General features: G+C 54.5%; 19 protein-coding genes. 6 read left to right on the forward strand and 13 right to left on the reverse strand.

Features of this window, described 5'->3' with window-relative positions:
• Nucleotides 1-328 precede the first annotated feature (328 nt).
• On the reverse strand, nt 329-1,039 hold the full coding sequence (locus BM062_RS19630; RefSeq protein ID WP_092399944.1) for a c-type cytochrome: 711 nt from the start codon (nt 1,037-1,039) through the stop codon (nt 329-331).
• A complete protein-coding gene (locus BM062_RS19635) occupies nt 1,040-2,374 on the reverse strand; it encodes a cytochrome C (RefSeq protein WP_254785170.1) in 1,335 nt (444 codons plus the stop codon). It abuts the gene before it with no gap.
• Between the two features lie 471 nt (nt 2,375-2,845).
• Between BM062_RS19635 and BM062_RS19640 the strand changes: the two genes are divergently transcribed.
• Entirely contained in the window at nt 2,846-3,400 is a 555-nt protein-coding gene (locus BM062_RS19640; RefSeq protein ID WP_092399946.1) for a cytochrome b, read from the forward strand.
• Here BM062_RS19640 and BM062_RS25275 read toward each other — a convergent pair.
• A complete protein-coding gene (locus tag BM062_RS25275) occupies nt 3,390-3,596 on the reverse strand; it encodes a hypothetical protein (RefSeq protein WP_139220132.1) in 207 nt (68 codons plus the stop codon). The genes BM062_RS19640 and BM062_RS25275 overlap by 11 nt on opposite strands.
• An 89-nt stretch (nt 3,597-3,685) precedes the next feature.
• Here BM062_RS25275 and BM062_RS19645 point away from each other — a divergent pair, with 89 nt between their 5' ends.
• The gene (locus tag BM062_RS19645; protein WP_092399948.1) at nt 3,686-4,651 is read left to right on the forward strand and encodes a universal stress protein; all 966 of its coding nucleotides are present in this window, start codon (nt 3,686-3,688) and stop codon (nt 4,649-4,651) included.
• 27 nt (nt 4,652-4,678) lie between these two features.
• Nucleotides 4,679-5,914 (forward strand): MgtC/SapB family protein, encoded by a 1,236-nt coding sequence (locus BM062_RS19650; RefSeq protein WP_092399950.1) that lies wholly within the window; start codon nt 4,679-4,681, stop codon nt 5,912-5,914.
• A gap of 291 nt (nt 5,915-6,205) precedes the next feature.
• Here BM062_RS19650 and BM062_RS19655 read toward each other — a convergent pair whose 3' ends face one another.
• The 8 genes from BM062_RS19655 to BM062_RS19690 form a co-directional block, all read right to left on the reverse strand.
• Nucleotides 6,206-6,631: a lipocalin-like domain-containing protein gene (locus tag BM062_RS19655; RefSeq protein WP_092399952.1), complete on the reverse strand. Its 426-nt coding sequence runs from the start codon at nt 6,629-6,631 to the stop codon at nt 6,206-6,208.
• A gap of 395 nt (nt 6,632-7,026) precedes the next feature.
• Entirely contained in the window at nt 7,027-7,365 is a 339-nt protein-coding gene (locus BM062_RS19660) for a hypothetical protein (RefSeq protein WP_092399954.1), read from the reverse strand.
• A 200-nt stretch (nt 7,366-7,565) separates the two neighbouring features.
• A complete protein-coding gene (locus BM062_RS19665) occupies nt 7,566-7,886 on the reverse strand; it encodes a hypothetical protein (protein WP_092399956.1) in 321 nt (106 codons plus the stop codon).
• Nucleotides 7,887-8,454: 568 nt separating this feature from the next.
• Nucleotides 8,455-9,138, reverse strand: coding sequence for an HD domain-containing protein (locus BM062_RS19670; protein WP_092399958.1), 684 nt, complete (start codon nt 9,136-9,138; stop codon nt 8,455-8,457).
• Nucleotides 9,139-9,208: 70 nt separating this feature from the next.
• Nucleotides 9,209-11,059 (reverse strand): M61 family metallopeptidase, encoded by a 1,851-nt coding sequence (locus BM062_RS19675; protein ID WP_092399960.1) that lies wholly within the window; start codon nt 11,057-11,059, stop codon nt 9,209-9,211.
• Nucleotides 11,060-11,089: 30 nt separating this feature from the next.
• A complete protein-coding gene (locus BM062_RS19680; RefSeq protein WP_092399962.1) occupies nt 11,090-11,737 on the reverse strand; it encodes an NAD(P)-dependent oxidoreductase in 648 nt (215 codons plus the stop codon).
• An 89-nt stretch (nt 11,738-11,826) separates the two neighbouring features.
• Entirely contained in the window at nt 11,827-12,207 is a 381-nt protein-coding gene (locus BM062_RS19685) for a cytochrome-c oxidase (protein ID WP_092399964.1), read from the reverse strand.
• 177 nt (nt 12,208-12,384) lie between these two features.
• Complete coding sequence (locus tag BM062_RS19690; protein WP_092399966.1) at nt 12,385-13,245, reverse strand: SDR family oxidoreductase; 861 nt, start codon at nt 13,243-13,245, stop codon at nt 12,385-12,387.
• A gap of 182 nt (nt 13,246-13,427) precedes the next feature.
• On the opposite strand from BM062_RS19690, the gene BM062_RS19695 reads away from it, so the two are divergent.
• Nucleotides 13,428-13,751, forward strand: coding sequence for a winged helix-turn-helix transcriptional regulator (locus tag BM062_RS19695; protein WP_371326613.1), 324 nt, complete (start codon nt 13,428-13,430; stop codon nt 13,749-13,751).
• Nucleotides 13,752-13,960: 209 nt separating this feature from the next.
• Here BM062_RS19695 and BM062_RS19700 read toward each other — a convergent pair whose 3' ends face one another.
• Nucleotides 13,961-14,497 carry a lysozyme inhibitor LprI family protein gene (locus BM062_RS19700; RefSeq protein ID WP_175501093.1) on the reverse strand — a complete coding sequence of 179 codons (537 nt, stop codon included), beginning with the start codon at nt 14,495-14,497 and terminating at the stop codon, nt 13,961-13,963.
• A gap of 307 nt (nt 14,498-14,804) precedes the next feature.
• On the opposite strand from BM062_RS19700, the gene BM062_RS19710 reads away from it, so the two are divergent.
• Nucleotides 14,805-15,893, forward strand: a complete 1,089-nt coding sequence (locus tag BM062_RS19710; RefSeq protein WP_254785171.1) for a fatty acid desaturase — start codon at nt 14,805-14,807, stop codon at nt 15,891-15,893.
• A 144-nt stretch (nt 15,894-16,037) separates the two neighbouring features.
• Here BM062_RS19710 and hemN read toward each other — a convergent pair whose 3' ends face one another.
• A complete protein-coding gene (gene hemN, locus BM062_RS19715; protein WP_092399976.1) occupies nt 16,038-17,456 on the reverse strand; it encodes an oxygen-independent coproporphyrinogen III oxidase in 1,419 nt (472 codons plus the stop codon).
• Between the two features lie 602 nt (nt 17,457-18,058).
• Here hemN and BM062_RS19720 point away from each other — a divergent pair.
• Nucleotides 18,059-18,269 (forward strand): transposase (locus BM062_RS19720; protein WP_139220133.1); only part of this gene is annotated, 211 nt, incomplete at its 3' end.

Here is an 18,269-nt window from a genome sequence, read left to right on the forward strand (position 1 = left end):
CTTTTGGCTAGGCTTATAGCCTGCCCCCTCCTCATTCGGCCCCGTAAGCAACGCAGCATCATGATTTTCCGCATCACATGTGGGAGACGTTTTTCTTGAAGTTGACATGAGCGGACTCCGATGATTGGATTGGTCGACGCATGAGGCCGGCCATATCTGTTCGGAGCAATATACATAGCGCTAACGGAAAGTACTTTGATATAGATCAATCCGCGGCTGTTGAGTTTTTAAATCGCGACGGTCAGCCGTTAACTTCCGCCAAAATGATTGGGGTCTGTCAACATCCGGTCGGGGCTTGCAAACGCACGGCTGAAGGTGCCGCAACACGTTATTGCGCGGCTGGCATTGCCTCCAGATAGACAGCGACATTCTTCATGTTTTCCGGCGTAAGTTCGTGCGCAATGCTTTTCATCATGGCGCCCTCGGGCCGTTCGTCTGTCCTTTGAAAAACCATCAGTTGTTTAATGATGTAATCGGCATGTTGGCCTGCAAGCCGCGGGAATTGCTGAATGCCTTCGCCATGCGCACCATGACAGCCGGAGCAGGCAGGTGTTTTGCTTGCAGCAATGCCGTCTTCAAAGATTTTCTGGCCATCCTTGAACAATGCCGGGTTTCCGGGCCTTCCTGGAGGGGGAGCCTGCGAAGAGAAATAGGCAGCCAGTCCATTGATCTGCTCGTCGGATAAGCGAGCGCTGATGCCCCACATATACTCGAAGCCGGCGGGATCCGAACGGCCATGGCTTTTAAAAGATTTCAGTTGTTCCACCAGATAGGATTCCGATTGCGCCGCCAGATTCGGAAAATTGGGCGAGGTCGAAACTCCCTGAACGCCATGGCAATTGGAACAAACCTGCAACGCGAGCGTTTTGGCCGCCACCGTTGGATCTCCCAGCGAGCGAGAGCGTTCGGGCAAATTGCAAGCCACCACCCCTGCGACGAGAATCAAGCTCAGGGAAAGATGAATCCCCCTCTGCTTCAAGTCCTTGAATTTCGCATCTGCAGTTCCGAGACGCGCAGGCTGGTCGTCATGGCTTCTCATTTAGTACGCTCCCCACACATAGAGAAACAACGTGTTGTTGTCTTTGGCATTGCGCCCGGAACCGTCGTAGTTGCTGGAGGCGCCATGGAACTGGGTGTAGGCATAGTATTGGACGCCAATGCGAACGTATTGCACCGGCATCCAGAATATTTCGGGAACCCAGCCGCGTGTACCTGGATTGGCTGCGACATCCGGATACAAGGTCGGATCCGAGCTTCCCGTGGTGCTGAAATAGCTCAGGCTTGTACCGTATTTTGCCCGATAGACGTAGCTCGCTTTCAGCCGCAGCTGATTAAGCGTATTGGAGGCATTGCTGGCAACGCCTGTCACGTCGCCGTTGGTGATGGTTTCCCTGATATAGCTGAACTGCGCCGTGACGGTATGCGGATCCAGCAAATATTGATATTGCGCGTCCACCCCGCGGTCGCGATAGCGTGTGGTCGGCCCCACCGGATTCGTGTTGTCGGGATAAAGTTGGGCATTCATGGCAAGTATCCCGATCATTGCGCTATGCGGGCCCCAGTCATGGCTGAGCGCAAGCCGTATGTAGGGATTGCTGCCCTTCAGGTTCGTTTGGTCCTGCGCTTTCGTGCCTTGGCTCAAGAATGACCATACGCCGTTGCTGGTCTGGTATGCAGCCAATTCGGCGTACAGCGTCTTGTTCCAGAAAGCATAGGCTGTCAGCCCGGCAACCTGGGTACCCAGTTGGCTAATGATGGGGCTGGCGTCGGGCGCGGTGACTCCGAATTGGGTGGGGACATACTGGATCCACGCAGGAGCAGTGTTCCAAGGATCGGTGAGGGAAGGATTGTTGTTGAGGCTGACGCCGAAAATAAAGTCTTGGGTCGGGCTAATAAATCGATCGGCATAGCGCAAGTCGAAATTATCGGAGGCCCATTTCCCTTGCCATTTGCCGGTGTCCTGATTTTGGCTGTCGTAGTTATTGTAGGTCCATTGCGCAAACGCGCCGACATTGTCAGTGACTTTTCCTGCCAGGAAGACGCTGCCGGTTTGAAACAAGGCGACCGCGTCCTTGGCGAACGCCACATCGGCATCCGGCTTCGAACTCTTGGTGAAACTGGCGACCGCCATCGCAGATAGCGGAATGGTCCGCGTACCGATCGTATAACCGGTGAGCTTGAATAATCTCCCGTAAGCAGTCAGCTCGGGAAACTGGCCGCCAGCATGGCAAGCCACGCAATTCTGTCCTGTTTGCCTTGCGAAAGCGGGAAGTGCGTAGCCTGCGATTGGGGCGAAAAAGCCTGCAAAGAAAAGAATAACGGCGATCAGGCCAACATATCTGATTCTTCGATCTCGAGAAATGAACACATTCATTTACCACCCCTCCCCTTCAGTCTGTTTTGAAATTATTCTTGAAAGGTTTCGAGTAGGACAGAGAGAAAGTCAACGTACGCAAACTCGAAGCGCCCCATTTCCATGACTGTGCGGACATACATATATCAGCAAAATAACCACTGGATTTGACGTATATCAAATTTTCGTCAAATTATTGTTCTTGGCAAGCCTGGTCCACAGGTTCAGATGCGCTGAAGGGATAAAGTTGAATATTTCCGGTGCAAGCGATATCCATCCTGTCCATCGGCACCAACTTACCGCTCCGCCCGTTAACCTGCGACGGCATCGCCGCTCTCGATAGCGCTACCATGCATGGATCGCTGCCTGGACTGCGCTCCTAAGTTGATCCTAATTCCGAGCTGATATAAGGTGCAGGTGAAACTGGATGATTCGCAGTGGTCCAAGCCAGACCGAGCCACAAATTTCTAGCTAAAATGAGGGCCTCCCGCCATGTACGTAACGCACAACAACGGCTCCGCCAAATATAGTTCGCTCGCCATAGGAATCCATTGGCTGACCTTGCTGCTGCTCATCGCCGTCTATGCAACGATGGAGCTGCGCGGCATTTTCCCTAAAGGCAGCGATGGCCGCAACGGCATGATGACGTGGCATTACATGCTTGGCCTGACAGTCCTGGCCATCGTCGCGTTACGCCTGGTGGCGCGGTTCTCCAGCGCCACGCCGCCGATCCAGCCGCCGCCGCCACGCTGGCAAATGTGGTTTGCCAGCGCCATGCATGTAGCGCTGTACGCTTTGATGATAGGCATGCCCATCCTCGGCTGGCTGACGCTGAGCGCTGCCGGCAAGCCGATTCCCTTTTTTGGCTTGCACCTGCCCGCGCTGCTCAGCCAGGACAAGGACCTGGCGTCGCAAATAAAAGACGTGCATGAAACCTGCGCCACCATTGGCTACTTCCTCATTGGCTTGCATGCTGCGGCCGGGCTGTTTCATCACTACGTGGTCCGCGATACGACATTGCGGCGCATGCTGCCGTTCAAGAACTGAGCGCGGGCAGCAGGACTGCGGTGCCAAGGCTCGCCGGATCAAGGAGGCGACGGAATCCGGCAAGCGGCCGCCGCGCCAGCCGGCGACGATGTGTTTGATCTATGTCAATCATTGCTTCAATTGCGCTTGCCGGCTTACCGCCAGGACATACAATGATTTTCAAGGCATGGGCTCGCATCAGCACCGGATCGTCCATGTCGAGACTGCCGGCCGGACTGCGTTGACCATGGGTCCAAGGATGCGCGGATCCGGCCATTGTCCACGCTTCTCTTTTTGAGACACATCATGGCCATATACAAGAAAATCCTGCTCGCTATCGACGGCAGCCAGGCTTCCGATCAGGCAATGGCAAAGATTGCCAGTTTTGCAACGCCTGGCGCCGCCGTGCGCATCGTGCATGTGCTGGAAGATCCCCTGACCATCTATCCGATGATCAATGAAGACTTCACCTATATCGAGCTGCTGCGCGAAGTAAACATGGCTGAAGGAAAGAAATTGCTGGCCCAAGCGGAAGCGGCCTTGCATGCGCAAGGCTATGCGGTGCAAACCAGCCTGCCCGACTTGCGTGAGCTGGGCGGCGACATTCCAGGCGCCCTCAAGGCGGAAGGCGAAACATGGAGCGCCGACCTGACAGTGCTCGGCACCCATGGCCGGCGCGGCGTACGGCGCATGTGGCTGGGCAGCGTGGCCGAACATTTCGTGCGTATTTCAGAGCGCCCGGTGCTGTTGGTCCACCCGATTGAGCAAGCGGCTGGAAAGCTTGACCATGAGCCTCCTGCAGTCTCCGGGAAAGCCGGCATGCTCAAGCGCATCCTGGTGGCGGTAGACGGCAGTGAACTTGCGCAATGCGCTTTGCGCCAGGCTAGCGCACTGGCCAAGGAGCACGGCTGCGAGATTCGCGCGCTGTATGTCAATGTCGACCCGTTTCTTGCTTTCCCCCTGCTAGGCGTCGTGTATTTCCAGCGCGAACCGATGCTGCAGGCAGCGGCGGAACAGGCGGCAAACATCAGGAAGGCTGCCCTGGATGTGTTCGACACCTTTGGCATCCGAGGCGATGTCCAGATATTAGACCTGGAGACACGCGACAAGCGCGTTGCCGATCTCATCAGGGAAGTTGGCAAGCGCTGGAACGCCAGCGCTGTCGTGATGGGATCGCGCGGATTGCAAGGCATGCAACGGCTCATGCTGGGCAGCGTTGCCGAGCATTACCTGCGCATCGCCGACCGTCCGGTATTGATCGTCAAGTCCTGAGGCAGGAGCGGCATCGGGCGCACAACAATGACAGCTGACCTGGCAGAAGCACTAGCGGTCGCCGCCGGCATCGGCTTGCTGATCGGCGCCGAGCGCGAACGCCATAAAGGCTGCGGGCCGGCGCGCAGCCCTGCCGGCATTCGTACCTTTACGGTAGTCGCCTTGCTGGGCGCAGGCAGCATGCTGCTCGACAGCGTCTTGTTGCTTGCCGCCGTGGTCCTGTCGGTGACCGCTCTCCTCGCCACTGCCTATGTCAAGCAAGCGCAAGACGATCCCGGCCTGACCACGGAAACCGCATTGATCCTGACGCTGCTGCTGGGAGCCTTGGCGATCCGTGCAGTCTCGCTGGCGGCGGCACTTGGCGTATCGGTGGCGATCGTGCTGGCGGCACGCGGCCGCCTGCACCATTTCGTCAGCATCGCAATGCGCCAGAAGGAGTGGAACAACGCACTGATCCTTGGCGCCGCTATCTTTGTGTTATGGCCGCTGCTGCCGGATCGCACCATCGATCCCTACGACGTGCTCAATCCGCACGCAATCTGGCGTTTCATCGTATTGATGCTGCTCATCGGGGCGCTCGGGCACATCGCTCAGCGCTTGCTCGGTCCTCGCTTGGGGCTGGCGCTGACCGGCCTGCTTTCCGGTTTCGTATCGAGCATCGCTACCATCGGCGCAATGGGAGCGCGCGCCGTCCAAACCCCAGCCCAGGCCGCTGCCGCTGCCACCGGGGCGGTGCTGTCGACGGTAGCGACGGTGCTGCAACTGGCTCTCGTGCTGTTCGTGACGCACCCGCCGACGTTCCTGGCGCTGGCCCGGCCGCTTGCCTGCGGGCTGGCCGCCGCACTGGCCTATGCAGCGCTGACGGCAGCCCGTTCGGTGCATTCGCAACCGGGCGCGGGACTGCAACTGGACAGCCGGGTCGACATCAAGGACGCGCTATTGTTGTCGCTGATGATTTCAGCCATCCTGCTGCTGTCGGGCGCCTTATCTGCCTGGCTCGGCAACCGAGGCCTCCTGCTGGCCTCTTTTATCGGCGGTTTCGCCGACGCGCACTCGGTAGCCGCCTCCGCCGCCTCATTCGCAGCCCATGGAAAAATCAGCAGCCAGGCCGCCACCGGACCAATCCTCGCCGGATTTACCGCCAACACCTTTTCCAAGTGCGTGATTGCTTTCACCAGCGGCAACCGGCGCTTTGCGATGCAAGTCTTTCCTGGGTTGCTGCTGGTGGCAATTGCAGTCTGGCTTGGATTGGCACTCAACTGAAAAAATGACAGCGATGAGCGCGCTGGTTGTTAATGCCCCGATTGATACGCCGCGAAACAAAAACCCCATCATCATGGGCAAAGGGAGATACGGGCTTTGGGATTTCTTGAAACTGCTTAAAACCAAAAAGTGATCGATTGACGTGCCTAGCGACGGGCAAAAAAAGAAGCAAAGCCGACCTGGAGACCGCCACAATGCGGTCATTCAAAGATGGCTGCCCGGCTGCCAGACTCACCGTCGAGTGGATGACCTGCAAACTGGCGGCTAATTGCGAACTCAGCGTAGGGAAAATTACTCGCGCCTAAAACTGAGAATAGCTCTTCCTATTGGATTTCCTGATACTAACGGATTCGGCATCCAGGCCGTAAAGACGACGAGCGTGTCTCCATCAAGCTTGTAGGATCGTTCCTGCTCACTGCCGTTCCAGGCTTCATTCCAAGATGAGTCAACCTTTGTGATGAACCTATCCCCATCTATCCGATATCGTCCTGTGTAGGCCATCACAGTACGGAAAAGCGCCACCAGTTTCTCATCTGTATTCCCTGGCTCCCGCGCCTTTGCGGTAATTAGCACCATCATTCGCCCATCAGAGTCGAAAATAAGGTAGCCATTGGGGTCGGCGCCCCACGGTTGAATGCGTTCCTTTGAATCCTGAAGCTCAGTATCAAAAGAAACCAACCGCCAGCAACCGTGAAGCTTGGTGCCGCGCTCAGACATATTCCCTCCTGTAGCAGTTCGCCTCAATGTACCCACTTGTCGAATGCTGGGTAAGTTGCCATGCAGATTACAACAACACCATCAAATTCGCGGAGTGCGCCGCGGACCGCTCATGGCCGAATTGAGCCAGTCACGATAGACTCCATTCGACCGAGGCTCTGTAAAAACGCAGAAAAATTCGGCGCACGTAAAAATTGGCCTCTCAAAACGACCGCTACGCGATTTTTTCGATATCGGTAATGGTCACTCTACTCACGAAAATTTCATGTTTTTGCGTTTTTACACAGCCTCGACCCAAAGGCGACATAGCGAATTCTCCAAACCGGCCATTCAAATTTGGCAATTTTCCTCTACTTTTAGGCTGCCGTTACTAACCAAAATCAATGCACTGAAGCTCAAAGTATTCTCGGCACTCCAGGTTTTCTATCCTCTGGAGCCTCGCCTTTTGCAATAAGACCTAAAAGCACATCGAAATTCTGAGCAACGTTCAAATGCAATCTCACCTCCGGCAAATACTCCGCACGACTACGAATAGCATTCGCAGCATCCAAAATCGATGCCAAGTACTGTCTGGGGATAACAAACTCCGTTTTTAATTTGACTGCTTTTTCACAGGCATAGGAATACAAGTCGTCAAAGGCTGTATTACTAAACACGTCTGCCATAAGGAGTCTTCCAGTAGCCTTTTCTTCTAGCTCTTTTAGGCGCATATCAAAGTGAGATTGATGGTCCATTTTTTCTGTATTTAGATATTGATTTTTCTACGAATTTAACAAGGAGTGAGCGCCTGCCTTTGGCCGGTAGCGGATGTTCGCGTAACATATGCCAACATAGCGTGATCTCCGTGTGACACGCAATTTCCGTAGATAGAAATTTTTCAAAACCGATCATTGACATGGCCAATGTAGAGACCACTATCTGGCTGTTGCTCAAACTATCGCGTCATTCCTACCGCGATCGCTGCCATTAAATCGGTATTTGTGACGCCCACGACATGGCACCATCCGTCTCCGATCTCGCCTTTGATTGTCAGCGTCAGCTGGTCGCCGGGCATCGTGAGCGCCAGTGTTTCAAGATCGCTGCGCGGTTTCTGAAACAGGAATTTGATCGGCTCCCTTTCACCCTCAAGCACCAGTACAAAGTACCCTTGCGTTTCCCCGCTGGGATGGGCAAATCCGATGCGTGTGACTGTCCCGGAACGAGTCGTAACCGGCTTTTTTTTCAATCCCAACATTTCGAGAAGTGGTTTGTTCATAAGGTCTTCCAATCAATTTTCGGAAATTAATTTTTCAATCATCGGCATGGCCTTGTAGATTGGATACACGCCAAATGCTGATGCCTGCAGATCCTGCGGGCTTTGCGTACCCGGTTTGATAGAGAGGTACGAATCTTTATTAAACCAACGCGTAGCATACGATGATGACGTCCAAATGCCCGCTTTGGGCTGAATTTGTCAGTGGCTGCTCCTGGCCGAGGCTGTGTAAAAACGTAGAGATTTTTAACCGATTTAAAAATCGTCCTCTCAGATCGAGCTGTATTCGATTTTCTCGGTATCGGGAAGGGTCTCCCTACCCACGATTTTTTTGCGGATTTGAGTTTTTACACAGCCTCGGCCGTTTCGAGCCGGCCGCAGCAGGTTGATTTCGACCCATAGCTGTCACACGGATTTCTCCATAACGGACACTCGTTGTTACCCCTTCAAATTAGAAGAAATTAAGGTAAAACTAGTTGTTGCCGTAGATCCATATCGCCCTTCTTACTCCGCACAATACCGGTATAGACATCGCATTTCACGGCCTGACTAATTCATTAAGACCAATGGTTCACAATGAATTCAAGTTTGCAGTTTCGGAATTCAATTGCTTAAGATAATTCATGGCCTCTGCGTTACGCTCGACCGCCAGCATTTTCCCAGCCGGAGAAATTACATGATTTGGCACATTTTTCATGTAATTTTCGAGTAGCGCAACCATGTTATGACTGTCATGTTGCCCTCCATTAGGCTCAATCATCGAAAAAGCTCGGATGATTCCAATCGCGCCTAGCCAGTCTAGTGCATCCGCATCATGTAGATAGACGCTTTCCGGACCCGCCGGATCACGGTTATACATATGTGTCCTGATCGCAAGACGAACCATTTCAATTTTTTCGTCTGGGAAACCGCTACCGTTCAATACCGTATCAACAATGGCAGCTGCCTGGTCGGCGTGATCAACTCCATGCTTTTCCCATCCTGGAAACATAGCCATATCGTGTAGATAGGCAGAGGCGAATAGCACGTCGTCGTCAAGCTTTACCTCGTCTTGCTCGGCGAGTGATTTGGCCAAATTATAGTCACGCACGCTGTGCGAAAATCCCCATGCTGGGTGTATAAAATTTGCCTTAGCTAATTCGATCACGTGGGTCCGCCATCCTGCCTGATTGATTTCGTCAGCAGTGGCTATATTGCACAACAAAAATAGTGCGCAGACTATCGCATAAACCTGTTTAGCTTTCACCAACTTCATTTATCTCTCCATTCCATATGCCGTCCGTTCCAGCAACGCTGCTGGCCGAGCGATCGGTTAGCCCAACATGTCAGCGCGCCTGCAGGATCTCGGACAAGCGATCCGGAGTCCCGGGCACGCGTTCCAGTACCGGAAAACGTTCGCCGTCGTGATAGTCCAATCGCAGCGGTGCCGCGGCCCGCAACGAAACTTCGATGGCGGCGATGTTGGTTTTCGCATCCCGTATCGCCTCCTGCATAACGGCGTTGCTGTACGGCTGCCCATTGACCGCGGTGATCGACATGCCAGGCACGAAGCCCGCCTTGGCACCAGCGCTATCAGGAAGGACGTCGCCAACCACACCGGCGCCGCTGATATTCAAGCCGATCGAATATTCAAATGCCTTGGTGCCGTTAGACTTGGACCAGTCGCTGGGCCGGTCTCGGTACACCAGCCGGTAGCCGCTGCCGGTGATGCCACCCATCGGACCGTCACCGCTGTGCGAATGTAGGCGCTCGTTGAGAAAATTCGCCCAGTCGTTCGGCACCACACTGTTCAGCGCGGCGACCAATTGGGTGAACGAGTAAGGCTTCACTTGCGCGCCAAGATTGGCGCCACCGTTGAACATCGCCAGGAAGTCGTCCAGCGATTTGCGGCCGTCGCTGCGATTGCGCATTGTGACATCCACATCCAGCCATATCAGGGCGCCCTCGCCGTAAAACTCGAAACCGTTGCGACGCCAGTTGTCGTAGGCGCCGCCGCCTTTGTCCCACAAAGCCATAGCCGCCACCGCTGTGTCTTGCAGATCGCGCCACTGGCGTCCGCTACGGTGGCTGAAGAGGGCTGCGCTTGTGCCCAGCATGCCGAGGTATTGTTCACGGTTCCACAGGCCAGCACGGGCCGTGAGCACGGCACCCAGATAATCGGTCAGTCCTTCGTAGGCCCACAAGCCGCTGTTGTCGACCGGCACTTGGAAGTTCGGCGTGGTCATGCCGTCGGGCCGACGGTATTTACCGTTCCAGCTATGGACCAAATCATGCGGCATAAAATTAGCATAGCGCGACATCATTCCTTCATCGGTCAGAAATCGCGCGGGGCGGCGGTTATCTAGCGACTGGTGATGGTCAGCTGCGTGTCCTTCGATCTCGTCCGACAGGGTGACGAGCATGCGGAAGGCATCGTAGTGGTGGCTGCGGAACATTTTACTGCTTTGGTTTATCAGTTCGGACAGCTTGTCGATGTAGGCCTGATTGACTTCCAGGTTCTCCGGCGCGTCGGCCACCATGTCGAGATAGTGGGGAGGAGTGATTCCCAACGCCAGCGGCACCTCACGGAAGTAACGGCCTGCGATCAGAGGTGAATCGACCAGCTGTTCCAATGACACTGTCTGGAATGCGATCGGGCCGGCAGTGCCGACGGCGGCGTTGTCAGCTGGATGCAGTGAGCTGGCATACCGCCATCCCGCGGGCAGCAACAGCGACGGCGTTATTTCGATGCGGTCCACGCGCGTGGCTGGGCCGGCGTAAGGATAAAGCAGCACGTCGTTCCAGCTCAGCACCGCCAACTTGTCGCTGGTCGAGCCTCCGGCCGTGCCTCCCGCCGACGCAGTGATAAAGTCGGTCCTGACTTCGATGCTGTGCGCGCCGTTGGGAACCGTGATGCGGTAGGCGTAGAGGTCAAGCGGATCGCGCCGCCAAGCGAGCTGCTTGCCGTTGGCGCTGATCGTCAGCCCGACCTGCTGAGCGATCGGTGCCACCTCATGCGCATTCGGCATCCACTTCGGATAAGCCAGCGTCAAAGGCCCAGGCTGCACTGGAATGGTCAGTGTCGCGTGAATGATTTTGCGTGGCACGTCGCGCATGTCGACAGCCAGTTGTATCGGTTCGGCGGCGGCTGCGGATAGGGGGAGCAGTAAAATGATCAGCGAAGTGCGCAGTCTCATGTCAATTATCTCTATAAAAAATATAGCGAGTTAATAAGATAGCCCGACCTTTTGACCGATCCATGAAGTATCTTTAGCTGAGCGAATCATAAAATGAGCAACGTCCGCTCGCGAAATTTTTCCGGTACCCCAAGGATTTAATTTTACTTCCGTGCGGTACTGCTTGCGGGCAGCATCGTTCGTCAATTGAGCTGGGCGCACTACCACCCATTCTTCGGAGTAGGATCTTAAAAGTGTTTCAGCCTCTTCATGATCGCGGTAAGTCTCACCAATAAATATTGGCAAAAATATTTTTCCAACCACAAATGGCAAATCGGATCGAGTCTCATGGGTGCCGTAGGCACTCATGTAGATGATTCGTTTTGGCTTTCCTTTCATAACGGCCGAAAGCGAATCCTTTAAAATTCCCTTAATTGGGTAGTCTTGCGAGAGGCCAATATTGTATCGGACAAGATTCCAAGACATGGGATGGCCCAAGGCAACAAACACGGTTTCTTGTTTTGACGCCCATGCTGTCAGGGCTTCTTGATCCGAAACTTCGCCGCGAATAACCTCCAACTTCATTTCTTTAGGCAATTTGTCAGGTTGCCTTACAAATACCGAAACGTCATGGGAGGGAAGCTGTTTGAGAATCTCAAGCCCTGTTAATCCGGTGGCGCCCACTATTCCGTATTTCATTGTTAATTTCTCCTTAATTTAGAATTAAAAAATGCAATTTCCCATGGTCAGCTCCTGGAGTAAATATGACGATGCGGATCTCCACCAGATTACTGTCGGCCAGCAATAGCCGTCACGTTCATCAGAACGTTTGCGGTGAACGCCGCCAGGCCAATAGTGACGCAGCCGGCAGAGATGGATACGATAGGAACTGCAGCTGTATGACCGGTAAGCACCAAGCCGAGACCGAGCATGAAAAATGGCAGGCCGATGTTGTGCAACCAAAAATGAATTCGCGCGAGCAGCGTCAGCGCTGCAGCCGGGTAAAGGTGATAAATCAACCCCGCAAGCGCGAGCGAAGCCCAGCCTAGCAAAGCGAGATGCGCATGGACCGGAGCCAAAACAAAGTTGTCGGTCGCCCCCATATAGCCGCCAAGCAATGCGCCGACGAATAGATAGATCACCGCGATCTTGAGAAATCGAATACCCATTGAAACCTCCTGTGAAAAACAAACAACTGATCGTTGACACGGCCAGCTAAATTAATCAATTGGTCATCAGTCGAACCTCGACGCTACAGAGACCGAGTCAACCAACAGCTCAGCGCAATGCGGTGCATCGCGTTGGTTGACAAAGCATGGGCTTGGCGGCAATGTGCCAACAATTACCTATGCCTTAAGTTCCGCTGCAATCGTTTCAGCCATCGGCGTTGTTGGTCGGCCGATCAATGTGCTGAGCTGGCGCTTATCGTCGAAAATGCCACCTTGCGAAGCGCCGCTATCAGAATCTGCGAGCAGATCCGCGACTGATTCGGGCAGACCAAAACCCACGAGCGCCGCCTTGTAATCCGCACGCGGCAGGTTCATGTAGTTGACGGCCTTGCCTGACTGCCGCGAGATTTCGGCCGCGAACTCCGACAAGGTGTAGGCAGTATCCCCCGCCAGTTCGTAGACCCGCCCGGCTTGATCGGGAAGCGTCATCGCCAAGGCAGCTGCGGCGGCATAGTCAGCCCGCGCAGCCGAAGCAATTCGTCCGTCGCCGGCGCTGCCCATCAGCGCACCGTAAGCCAGCGCCGTTGGAATTGAAATCGTGTAATTTTCGGTGTACCAACCATTGCGCAACACAACGAACGGGATGGCTGAAGCTTTAAGCATCGCCTCGGTTTGAACGTGGTCAGCAGCCAACCCCAACGGAGACGTGCTGGCGTGTAGAACGCTCGTGTATCCGATCAACTTGACTTCACAATCAATCGCCGCGTCAATTACGGCGCGGTGGTGAGAGGCGCGCTGTCCGGGCTCGAGCTCGCTCGAAGATATAAGCAGTAGCTTATCCGCACCAGCAAACGCTGTCCTAAGCGACGCTGGCTGCGTGTAATCAGCCCGACGGACTTGAACGCCGAGAATCGATAGATCGGCCGCCTTCGCTGGATCGCGAACTACAGCGACGATGCTTGATGCGGATTCCGTGCGTAGAAGGTTCTGAATTACCAGACGACCGAGCTGCCCTGTGGCTCCTGTAACAACGATCATGACAAATTCCTTGGTTTGGTTGAGTAAGGCACTTACAATAAGGCATTACCTTACTTTCCGTAAGTACGCACCGAAAGGTTAGTGTAGAGATGGCAACGCAAACCAAACTGATCGCATCTAAGTCCTTTTCCGAACAAGTCCGACGCGACGGACTCCCATCAACTGAATGCCCATGTCGTGAGATGCTTAAAGACGTCACGAGTCCTTGGGGCATACTGCTGCTTATCGTGCTGATGGGCGAAGTTCGACGTTTCAGCGAGCTGCGCAGAATGGTCGGCGGTGTGAGCGAAAAAATGTTATCGCAAACCTTGAAGCGCCTGGAAGCACACGGGTTGGTTCATCGGAAGTCTTATGGGACTGTACCGCCCCACGTGGAATATTCCTTGACTCCACGGGGAAGAATTCTGGGCGAGAGAGTTGAGGCGTTGGCCGATTGTATCGATACCATGCTTCCCGACAGTTTAGATGCACGGCGTCCCCCCCTCGCCCAAACACGCCTATCCTGATCTTGCAAGCACCGATGATCCTGTTACTCGGCTTTGACGGCGTGTTCCATCTGGAACCTTGCTAGAAGACGATACAACTGCCTAGCGAGCGCCTGTTTTTCGAAGAGATCATGCGGGAATGTCCGTCAGTTGAAACCGGACGTTCAACGTGACATTCAGCAGACTGTCGCGGCTTGCCGCGGCAGGTCTGCTGGAATGACGTGTCAGCCCTATTTGTTCGTAAGCGGAGCAAGCTGCTGCAAACAGCTGTTTTGTTCGAACGGCCGCTTTTCCAAAGGAATTTTCTCGATGCACGAAATCGCTGAGCGCACTCGGCGAAGACGTTGCTCGGAATGGTTGAGCTCGCATTTGTTGGCATAGGTCGAAGGCCATGTACCACCGGCACCAGTCAGAGAACCAATTAACTCACACTCTTCGGCTCGGTATTTCAGCCACGCGGCTTGCTGGGTTTTGAGTGCAGCCAACAGCCTTCCATCCGCTGGAATTCCAGTGCTCGATGAAGAAGAAACAAGCTTAATCAGCTCATCGTGCTTGCTAGCCAAACGTTTCTCAACCGCTTTCTGTTGCTGAACCAGTAGAAGCCCTGTGTGCATAGCGCTTCCTTCCGGCCAGCACTCAGGACGATCCGTGCATTCGACTTCGGCGGACGCAATAGGCGATATAAATACCGGCACAAGAACCCATACGCCGAAAAAAATGCGCAAAAAACGTGTGAGCACAGGTAGCTTTTCAAGAATTTTTTTCATCCGTTGGCTTCTCTTGATTTGATGTGGAACAAATGTCCGTTTCTGGCCGCTTGCAACCTGAACCGGCACGGCCATCTGCCAGGTAGCGCCAAATCGGTATAACAGGAACAATTGAATCTGTCTTCAATATCGTTGTACCAAATCCCTGGGGCGCCAACAAAAGCGACACCCCCATAAAAAGATATCGTCCCGCTTGACGGAAAAACTGACGAAGAAACCCGCAAGTTTTTGATCGAAATCAACGCCAGGCCTTTCTATATCGCCTAAGATCAGGCGAAATTTTATCTCTTTGTCAAAGGCCTGCCAAATGATCCCCGTCCGCTTACCCGATCCGGTATCGCCGTCGGCTCCCATGCCGCACCGTAAAGTAATCCGTTCATGGCTGCTGCCAGTCGCACAGCGCAGCACCGGCCGTGCGCTGGCGCTAGTCTTGCTCGATTTGATCCTGTTCTCGTTGGCGATTGCCGCCACCGTCTGGCTGCACAATGTCGTAGCCAAATTATTGCTAGGCATGGTCGCTGGCTTTATCATTGGCCGCCTGTTCATTCTCGGCCACGATGCCTGCCATCAAAGCTTCACACCGCACCGGCGCCTCAATCGCTGGCTCGGCCGCCTGGTTTTCCTGCCGTCGCTGACGCCATATAGCCTGTGGGATGCCGGCCATAACGTGGTGCATCACGGCTACACCAACCTGAAAGGTTTCGACTTTGTCTGGCATCCGCTATCGCTGGAGGAATTCCGCGCCCTGCCGCGTTGGCGCCAATGGCTGGAACGCATCTATCGCAGCGGGTGGGGACCTTGGTTGTACTACCTGGTTGAAATGTGGTGGCAACGCATGTATTTTCCCAGCCGGAAGAAAATGCCCACCCGGCGCTCGGTCTTCGTCTGGGATGGCGTGCTGGTTACGATCGCAGCACTGTCCTGGATTGCCGCGCTTACCGCTGCCGCGTTCGCTACCGGACAATCGGTGTGGTTGATCTTGCTGGCCGGCTTTGTGATCCCGTTCCTGTTCTGGAACGCGATGATCGGTTTTGTGGTCTATGTCCACCATACCCATACCGGCGTCGCCTGGTACGAGCAGAAAACCGTGTGGGCGGCAGCACAGCCATTTGTCTCCACCACGGTCCACCTCACCTTTCGCTACCGCATCGGTGCTTTATTGCATCACATCATGGAGCACACTGCCCATCATGTCGACATGAGCATCCCGCTCTATCGCCTGCAAAAAGCACAGCAGATTCTGGAAACCATGCTGCCGTCGCGCATAGTGATTCAGAAATTTTCCTGGCGCTGGTACTTTGATACGGCACGCCGTTGCAAACTCTACGATTTTCAGCGCCGCTGCTGGACCGATTTTTCCGGCATGCCCACCAGCGCGCCGGCGCAGGTCATCTGACCTTAGGCCGTCAGCCGATGTCTGGCGGTCAAATAGCGTGCTGCGGCGAGCCGCAATGCCCTATCTTCTACCAGACATGCTGCGTCTCGACAGCATCATCGGCCGCCGGCTTCATGACCGGCGGATGTAATTCCATGCAAGCGCCTAAATGGTTTTCGAATAACGCAATGGGCTTTGCGCCAAGGCCAGATAGCGATCAAACACCATGCAGATATTACGGATCAGCAAACGCCCTCTCATGGTCACAGTGATCCATTCGTCATCCAGCTTGAGCAAGCCGTCTGCCGCCAGCAATTCCAATTGCGTCAATTCAGTGGAAAAGTATTCAGAGAACTTGATCGGATAGGCGATCTCGATCGATGCAAGCGATAACTCGAAATTGCACATCAGGCGTTGAATGATCAGCCGTCGCAGCAAGTCATCCATGCTCAGCTTGACACCGCGCGCAATCGGCAATGCGTGCTGGTCGAGGTGTTGATAATAGGCATCCAAGGTTTTCTCGTTCTGGCTATAGCTGGCGCCGACGGCACTGATGGCGGACACGCCGCATGAGACCAGGTCAGCCTCAGCGTGCGTCGAATAACCTTGAAAATTGCGATGCAGGCGCCCTTGTCGCTGGGCGATCGCTAAATCGTCGTCAGGCTTGGCGAAATGGTCCATGCCGATGTACACGTAACCAGCGTCGGTCAGCCGCTTTATGCAGAGGAACAACATGTCGATCTTGGCTTCCGGCGTCGGCAAGTCGACGTCGGCGATGCGGCGTTGCGGCTTGAATATATGCGGCATGTGCGCATAGCTGAAAACGGCGATCCGGTCCGGCGCCGCTGCGATCACCTTGCTCAGCGTTTGCGCCATCGATATCACATTCTGTTTCGGCAAACCGTAAATCAGATCTATGCTGACTGAGCGAAAGCCGGCATAACGGGCAGCATCAATGATCCTGAGCGTATCTTCCTCAGGCTGGACCCGGTTAACGGCTTTCTGCACCACAGGATCGAAATCTTGCACACCGAGGCTAAGGCGATTAAAGCCCTGGCGCCGCAATGTGACGATGCGTTTCGGCGTAACCGTGCGCGGATCGACCTCTATCGAATATTCCCCCTGCCCGTCCGGTGCAAACTGAAAATTCCGGTGTAGGTGCGCAAGCAGATCCGTCATCTGCAAGTCCGTCAGGAAGGTCGGCGTGCCGCCGCCGAAATGCAATTGCTCGACCTGATTCATGCCTTGAAACAATTCCGCCTGCATCGATATCTCGCGCTTCAGGTAGGTCAGATAGAGCGCCGCCTTGCCAAGACTCTTGCTGGCGACCTTATTGCAGGCGCAGTAGTAGCAAATCGTGTCGCAAAACGGGATATGCATATACAACGACAAGGCATAGCGCGCACCCATGTCACGCCTGTTGGCAACCGCTTGCAGATAGTCTTCGGAATCGAAATCTTTTGAAAACCTGTCTGCCGTGGGGTAGGAGGTATACCGAGGTCCAAGCTGGTTCAGCTTGCGCAGCAAGGAGGCATCGAAACTGACTGCATCCATTGAGGGCAAGGATTTTCTGGAAGAAAACATGTACAGCCTCCGGTTATCGGATGTGTCAATACTCGGGACTGACCACATTCATTCAACACAGGGTATCGTGCGGGTCCAGTTCACGCTTTGACATAGATCAACTCTGATTCACCATGATCTTTCTATCCCCGTATCTACTGCCGCTTTCAATCGATGTGGAATGATATGGTCCACAATCGCAGCCTCTTTAACGATGCCGTCACGATCACAATGAACACAAAGCGGATGTGCATTCAAATAATGAAGCCGCGCCTTCGTCCAAGCGCTGGTATAGCCGCGCTCGTGAGCGGTACCACGCCTTTCTGAATCGGCCTTCTGCCTGGCCTGTGGAGTGCTTCGGGCAATAGCCAGGCGAATCAATTAGTGCGCCGCAGCCTGGCTGCCGGCATATTGACTTTGGTCTACATGGCATCGGTTCGACTCGATCGCACTACCACCAACGACCGGTCCAAACTAGCGTAGCGACTCCCGCAGACGCGACTCCAATGGCCACAATAATGTAGGAGATGCGTAAGCGTCTTCCCAGTAACGTCTGTACTGCCTGATCCGATGTCCGCATGATTGAATTGGGTGCGAAATGAATTGTGCCCACAAATTCAATTATGGACACAAAAATTCAACCAGTCATTTCGTCACCCAAACGCGGCCCCTATCGCCGGCACACCACCGAATTCAAGCGTGATGTCGTTGCCAGATCGCAGGCCGTTGGAGCCTCGGTGTCACGCGTCGCCCGCGAGTTCAACGTCAACGCCAACCAGGTCTTTGCCTGGCGCAAGCAGTTTGGCAGCGTGCCGTGTGAAGCCGCTGCGGGAA

Source organism: Collimonas sp. OK412, from assembly GCF_900112135.1.
GTDB classification, from domain to species: domain Bacteria; phylum Pseudomonadota; class Gammaproteobacteria; order Burkholderiales; family Burkholderiaceae_D; genus Collimonas; species Collimonas rhizosphaerae.

Excerpts from the sequence above, each read along its gene's own strand:
- BM062_RS19655 (WP_092399952.1), bottom strand. The coding sequence starts at position 6,631 with ATGTCTGAGCGCGGCACCAAGCTTCACGGTTGCTGGCGGTTGGTTTCT.
- BM062_RS19690 (WP_092399966.1), bottom strand. The coding sequence starts at position 13,245 with ATGATCGTTGTTACAGGAGCCACAGGGCAGCTCGGTCGTCTGGTAATT.
- BM062_RS19665 (WP_092399956.1), bottom strand. The coding sequence starts at position 7,886 with ATGAACAAACCACTTCTCGAAATGTTGGGATTGAAAAAAAAGCCGGTT.
- BM062_RS19680 (WP_092399962.1), bottom strand. The coding sequence starts at position 11,737 with ATGAAATACGGAATAGTGGGCGCCACCGGATTAACAGGGCTTGAGATT.
- BM062_RS19660 (WP_092399954.1), bottom strand. The coding sequence starts at position 7,365 with ATGGACCATCAATCTCACTTTGATATGCGCCTAAAAGAGCTAGAAGAA.
- BM062_RS19630 (WP_092399944.1), bottom strand. The coding sequence starts at position 1,039 with ATGAGAAGCCATGACGACCAGCCTGCGCGTCTCGGAACTGCAGATGCG.
- BM062_RS19710 (WP_254785171.1), top strand. The coding sequence starts at position 14,805 with ATGATCCCCGTCCGCTTACCCGATCCGGTATCGCCGTCGGCTCCCATG.
- BM062_RS19640 (WP_092399946.1), top strand. The coding sequence starts at position 2,846 with ATGTACGTAACGCACAACAACGGCTCCGCCAAATATAGTTCGCTCGCC.
- BM062_RS19670 (WP_092399958.1), bottom strand. The coding sequence starts at position 9,138 with ATGAAGTTGGTGAAAGCTAAACAGGTTTATGCGATAGTCTGCGCACTA.
- BM062_RS19645 (WP_092399948.1), top strand. The coding sequence starts at position 3,686 with ATGGCCATATACAAGAAAATCCTGCTCGCTATCGACGGCAGCCAGGCT.
- BM062_RS19650 (WP_092399950.1), top strand. The coding sequence starts at position 4,679 with ATGACAGCTGACCTGGCAGAAGCACTAGCGGTCGCCGCCGGCATCGGC.
- hemN (WP_092399976.1), bottom strand. The coding sequence starts at position 17,456 with ATGTTTTCTTCCAGAAAATCCTTGCCCTCAATGGATGCAGTCAGTTTC.
- BM062_RS19675 (WP_092399960.1), bottom strand. The coding sequence starts at position 11,059 with ATGAGACTGCGCACTTCGCTGATCATTTTACTGCTCCCCCTATCCGCA.
- BM062_RS19635 (WP_254785170.1), bottom strand. The coding sequence starts at position 2,374 with ATGAATGTGTTCATTTCTCGAGATCGAAGAATCAGATATGTTGGCCTG.
- BM062_RS19700 (WP_175501093.1), bottom strand. The coding sequence starts at position 14,497 with ATGAAAAAAATTCTTGAAAAGCTACCTGTGCTCACACGTTTTTTGCGC.
- BM062_RS19695 (WP_371326613.1), top strand. The coding sequence starts at position 13,428 with ATGCTTAAAGACGTCACGAGTCCTTGGGGCATACTGCTGCTTATCGTG.
- BM062_RS19685 (WP_092399964.1), bottom strand. The coding sequence starts at position 12,207 with ATGGGTATTCGATTTCTCAAGATCGCGGTGATCTATCTATTCGTCGGC.
- BM062_RS25275 (WP_139220132.1), bottom strand. The coding sequence starts at position 3,596 with ATGGACGATCCGGTGCTGATGCGAGCCCATGCCTTGAAAATCATTGTA.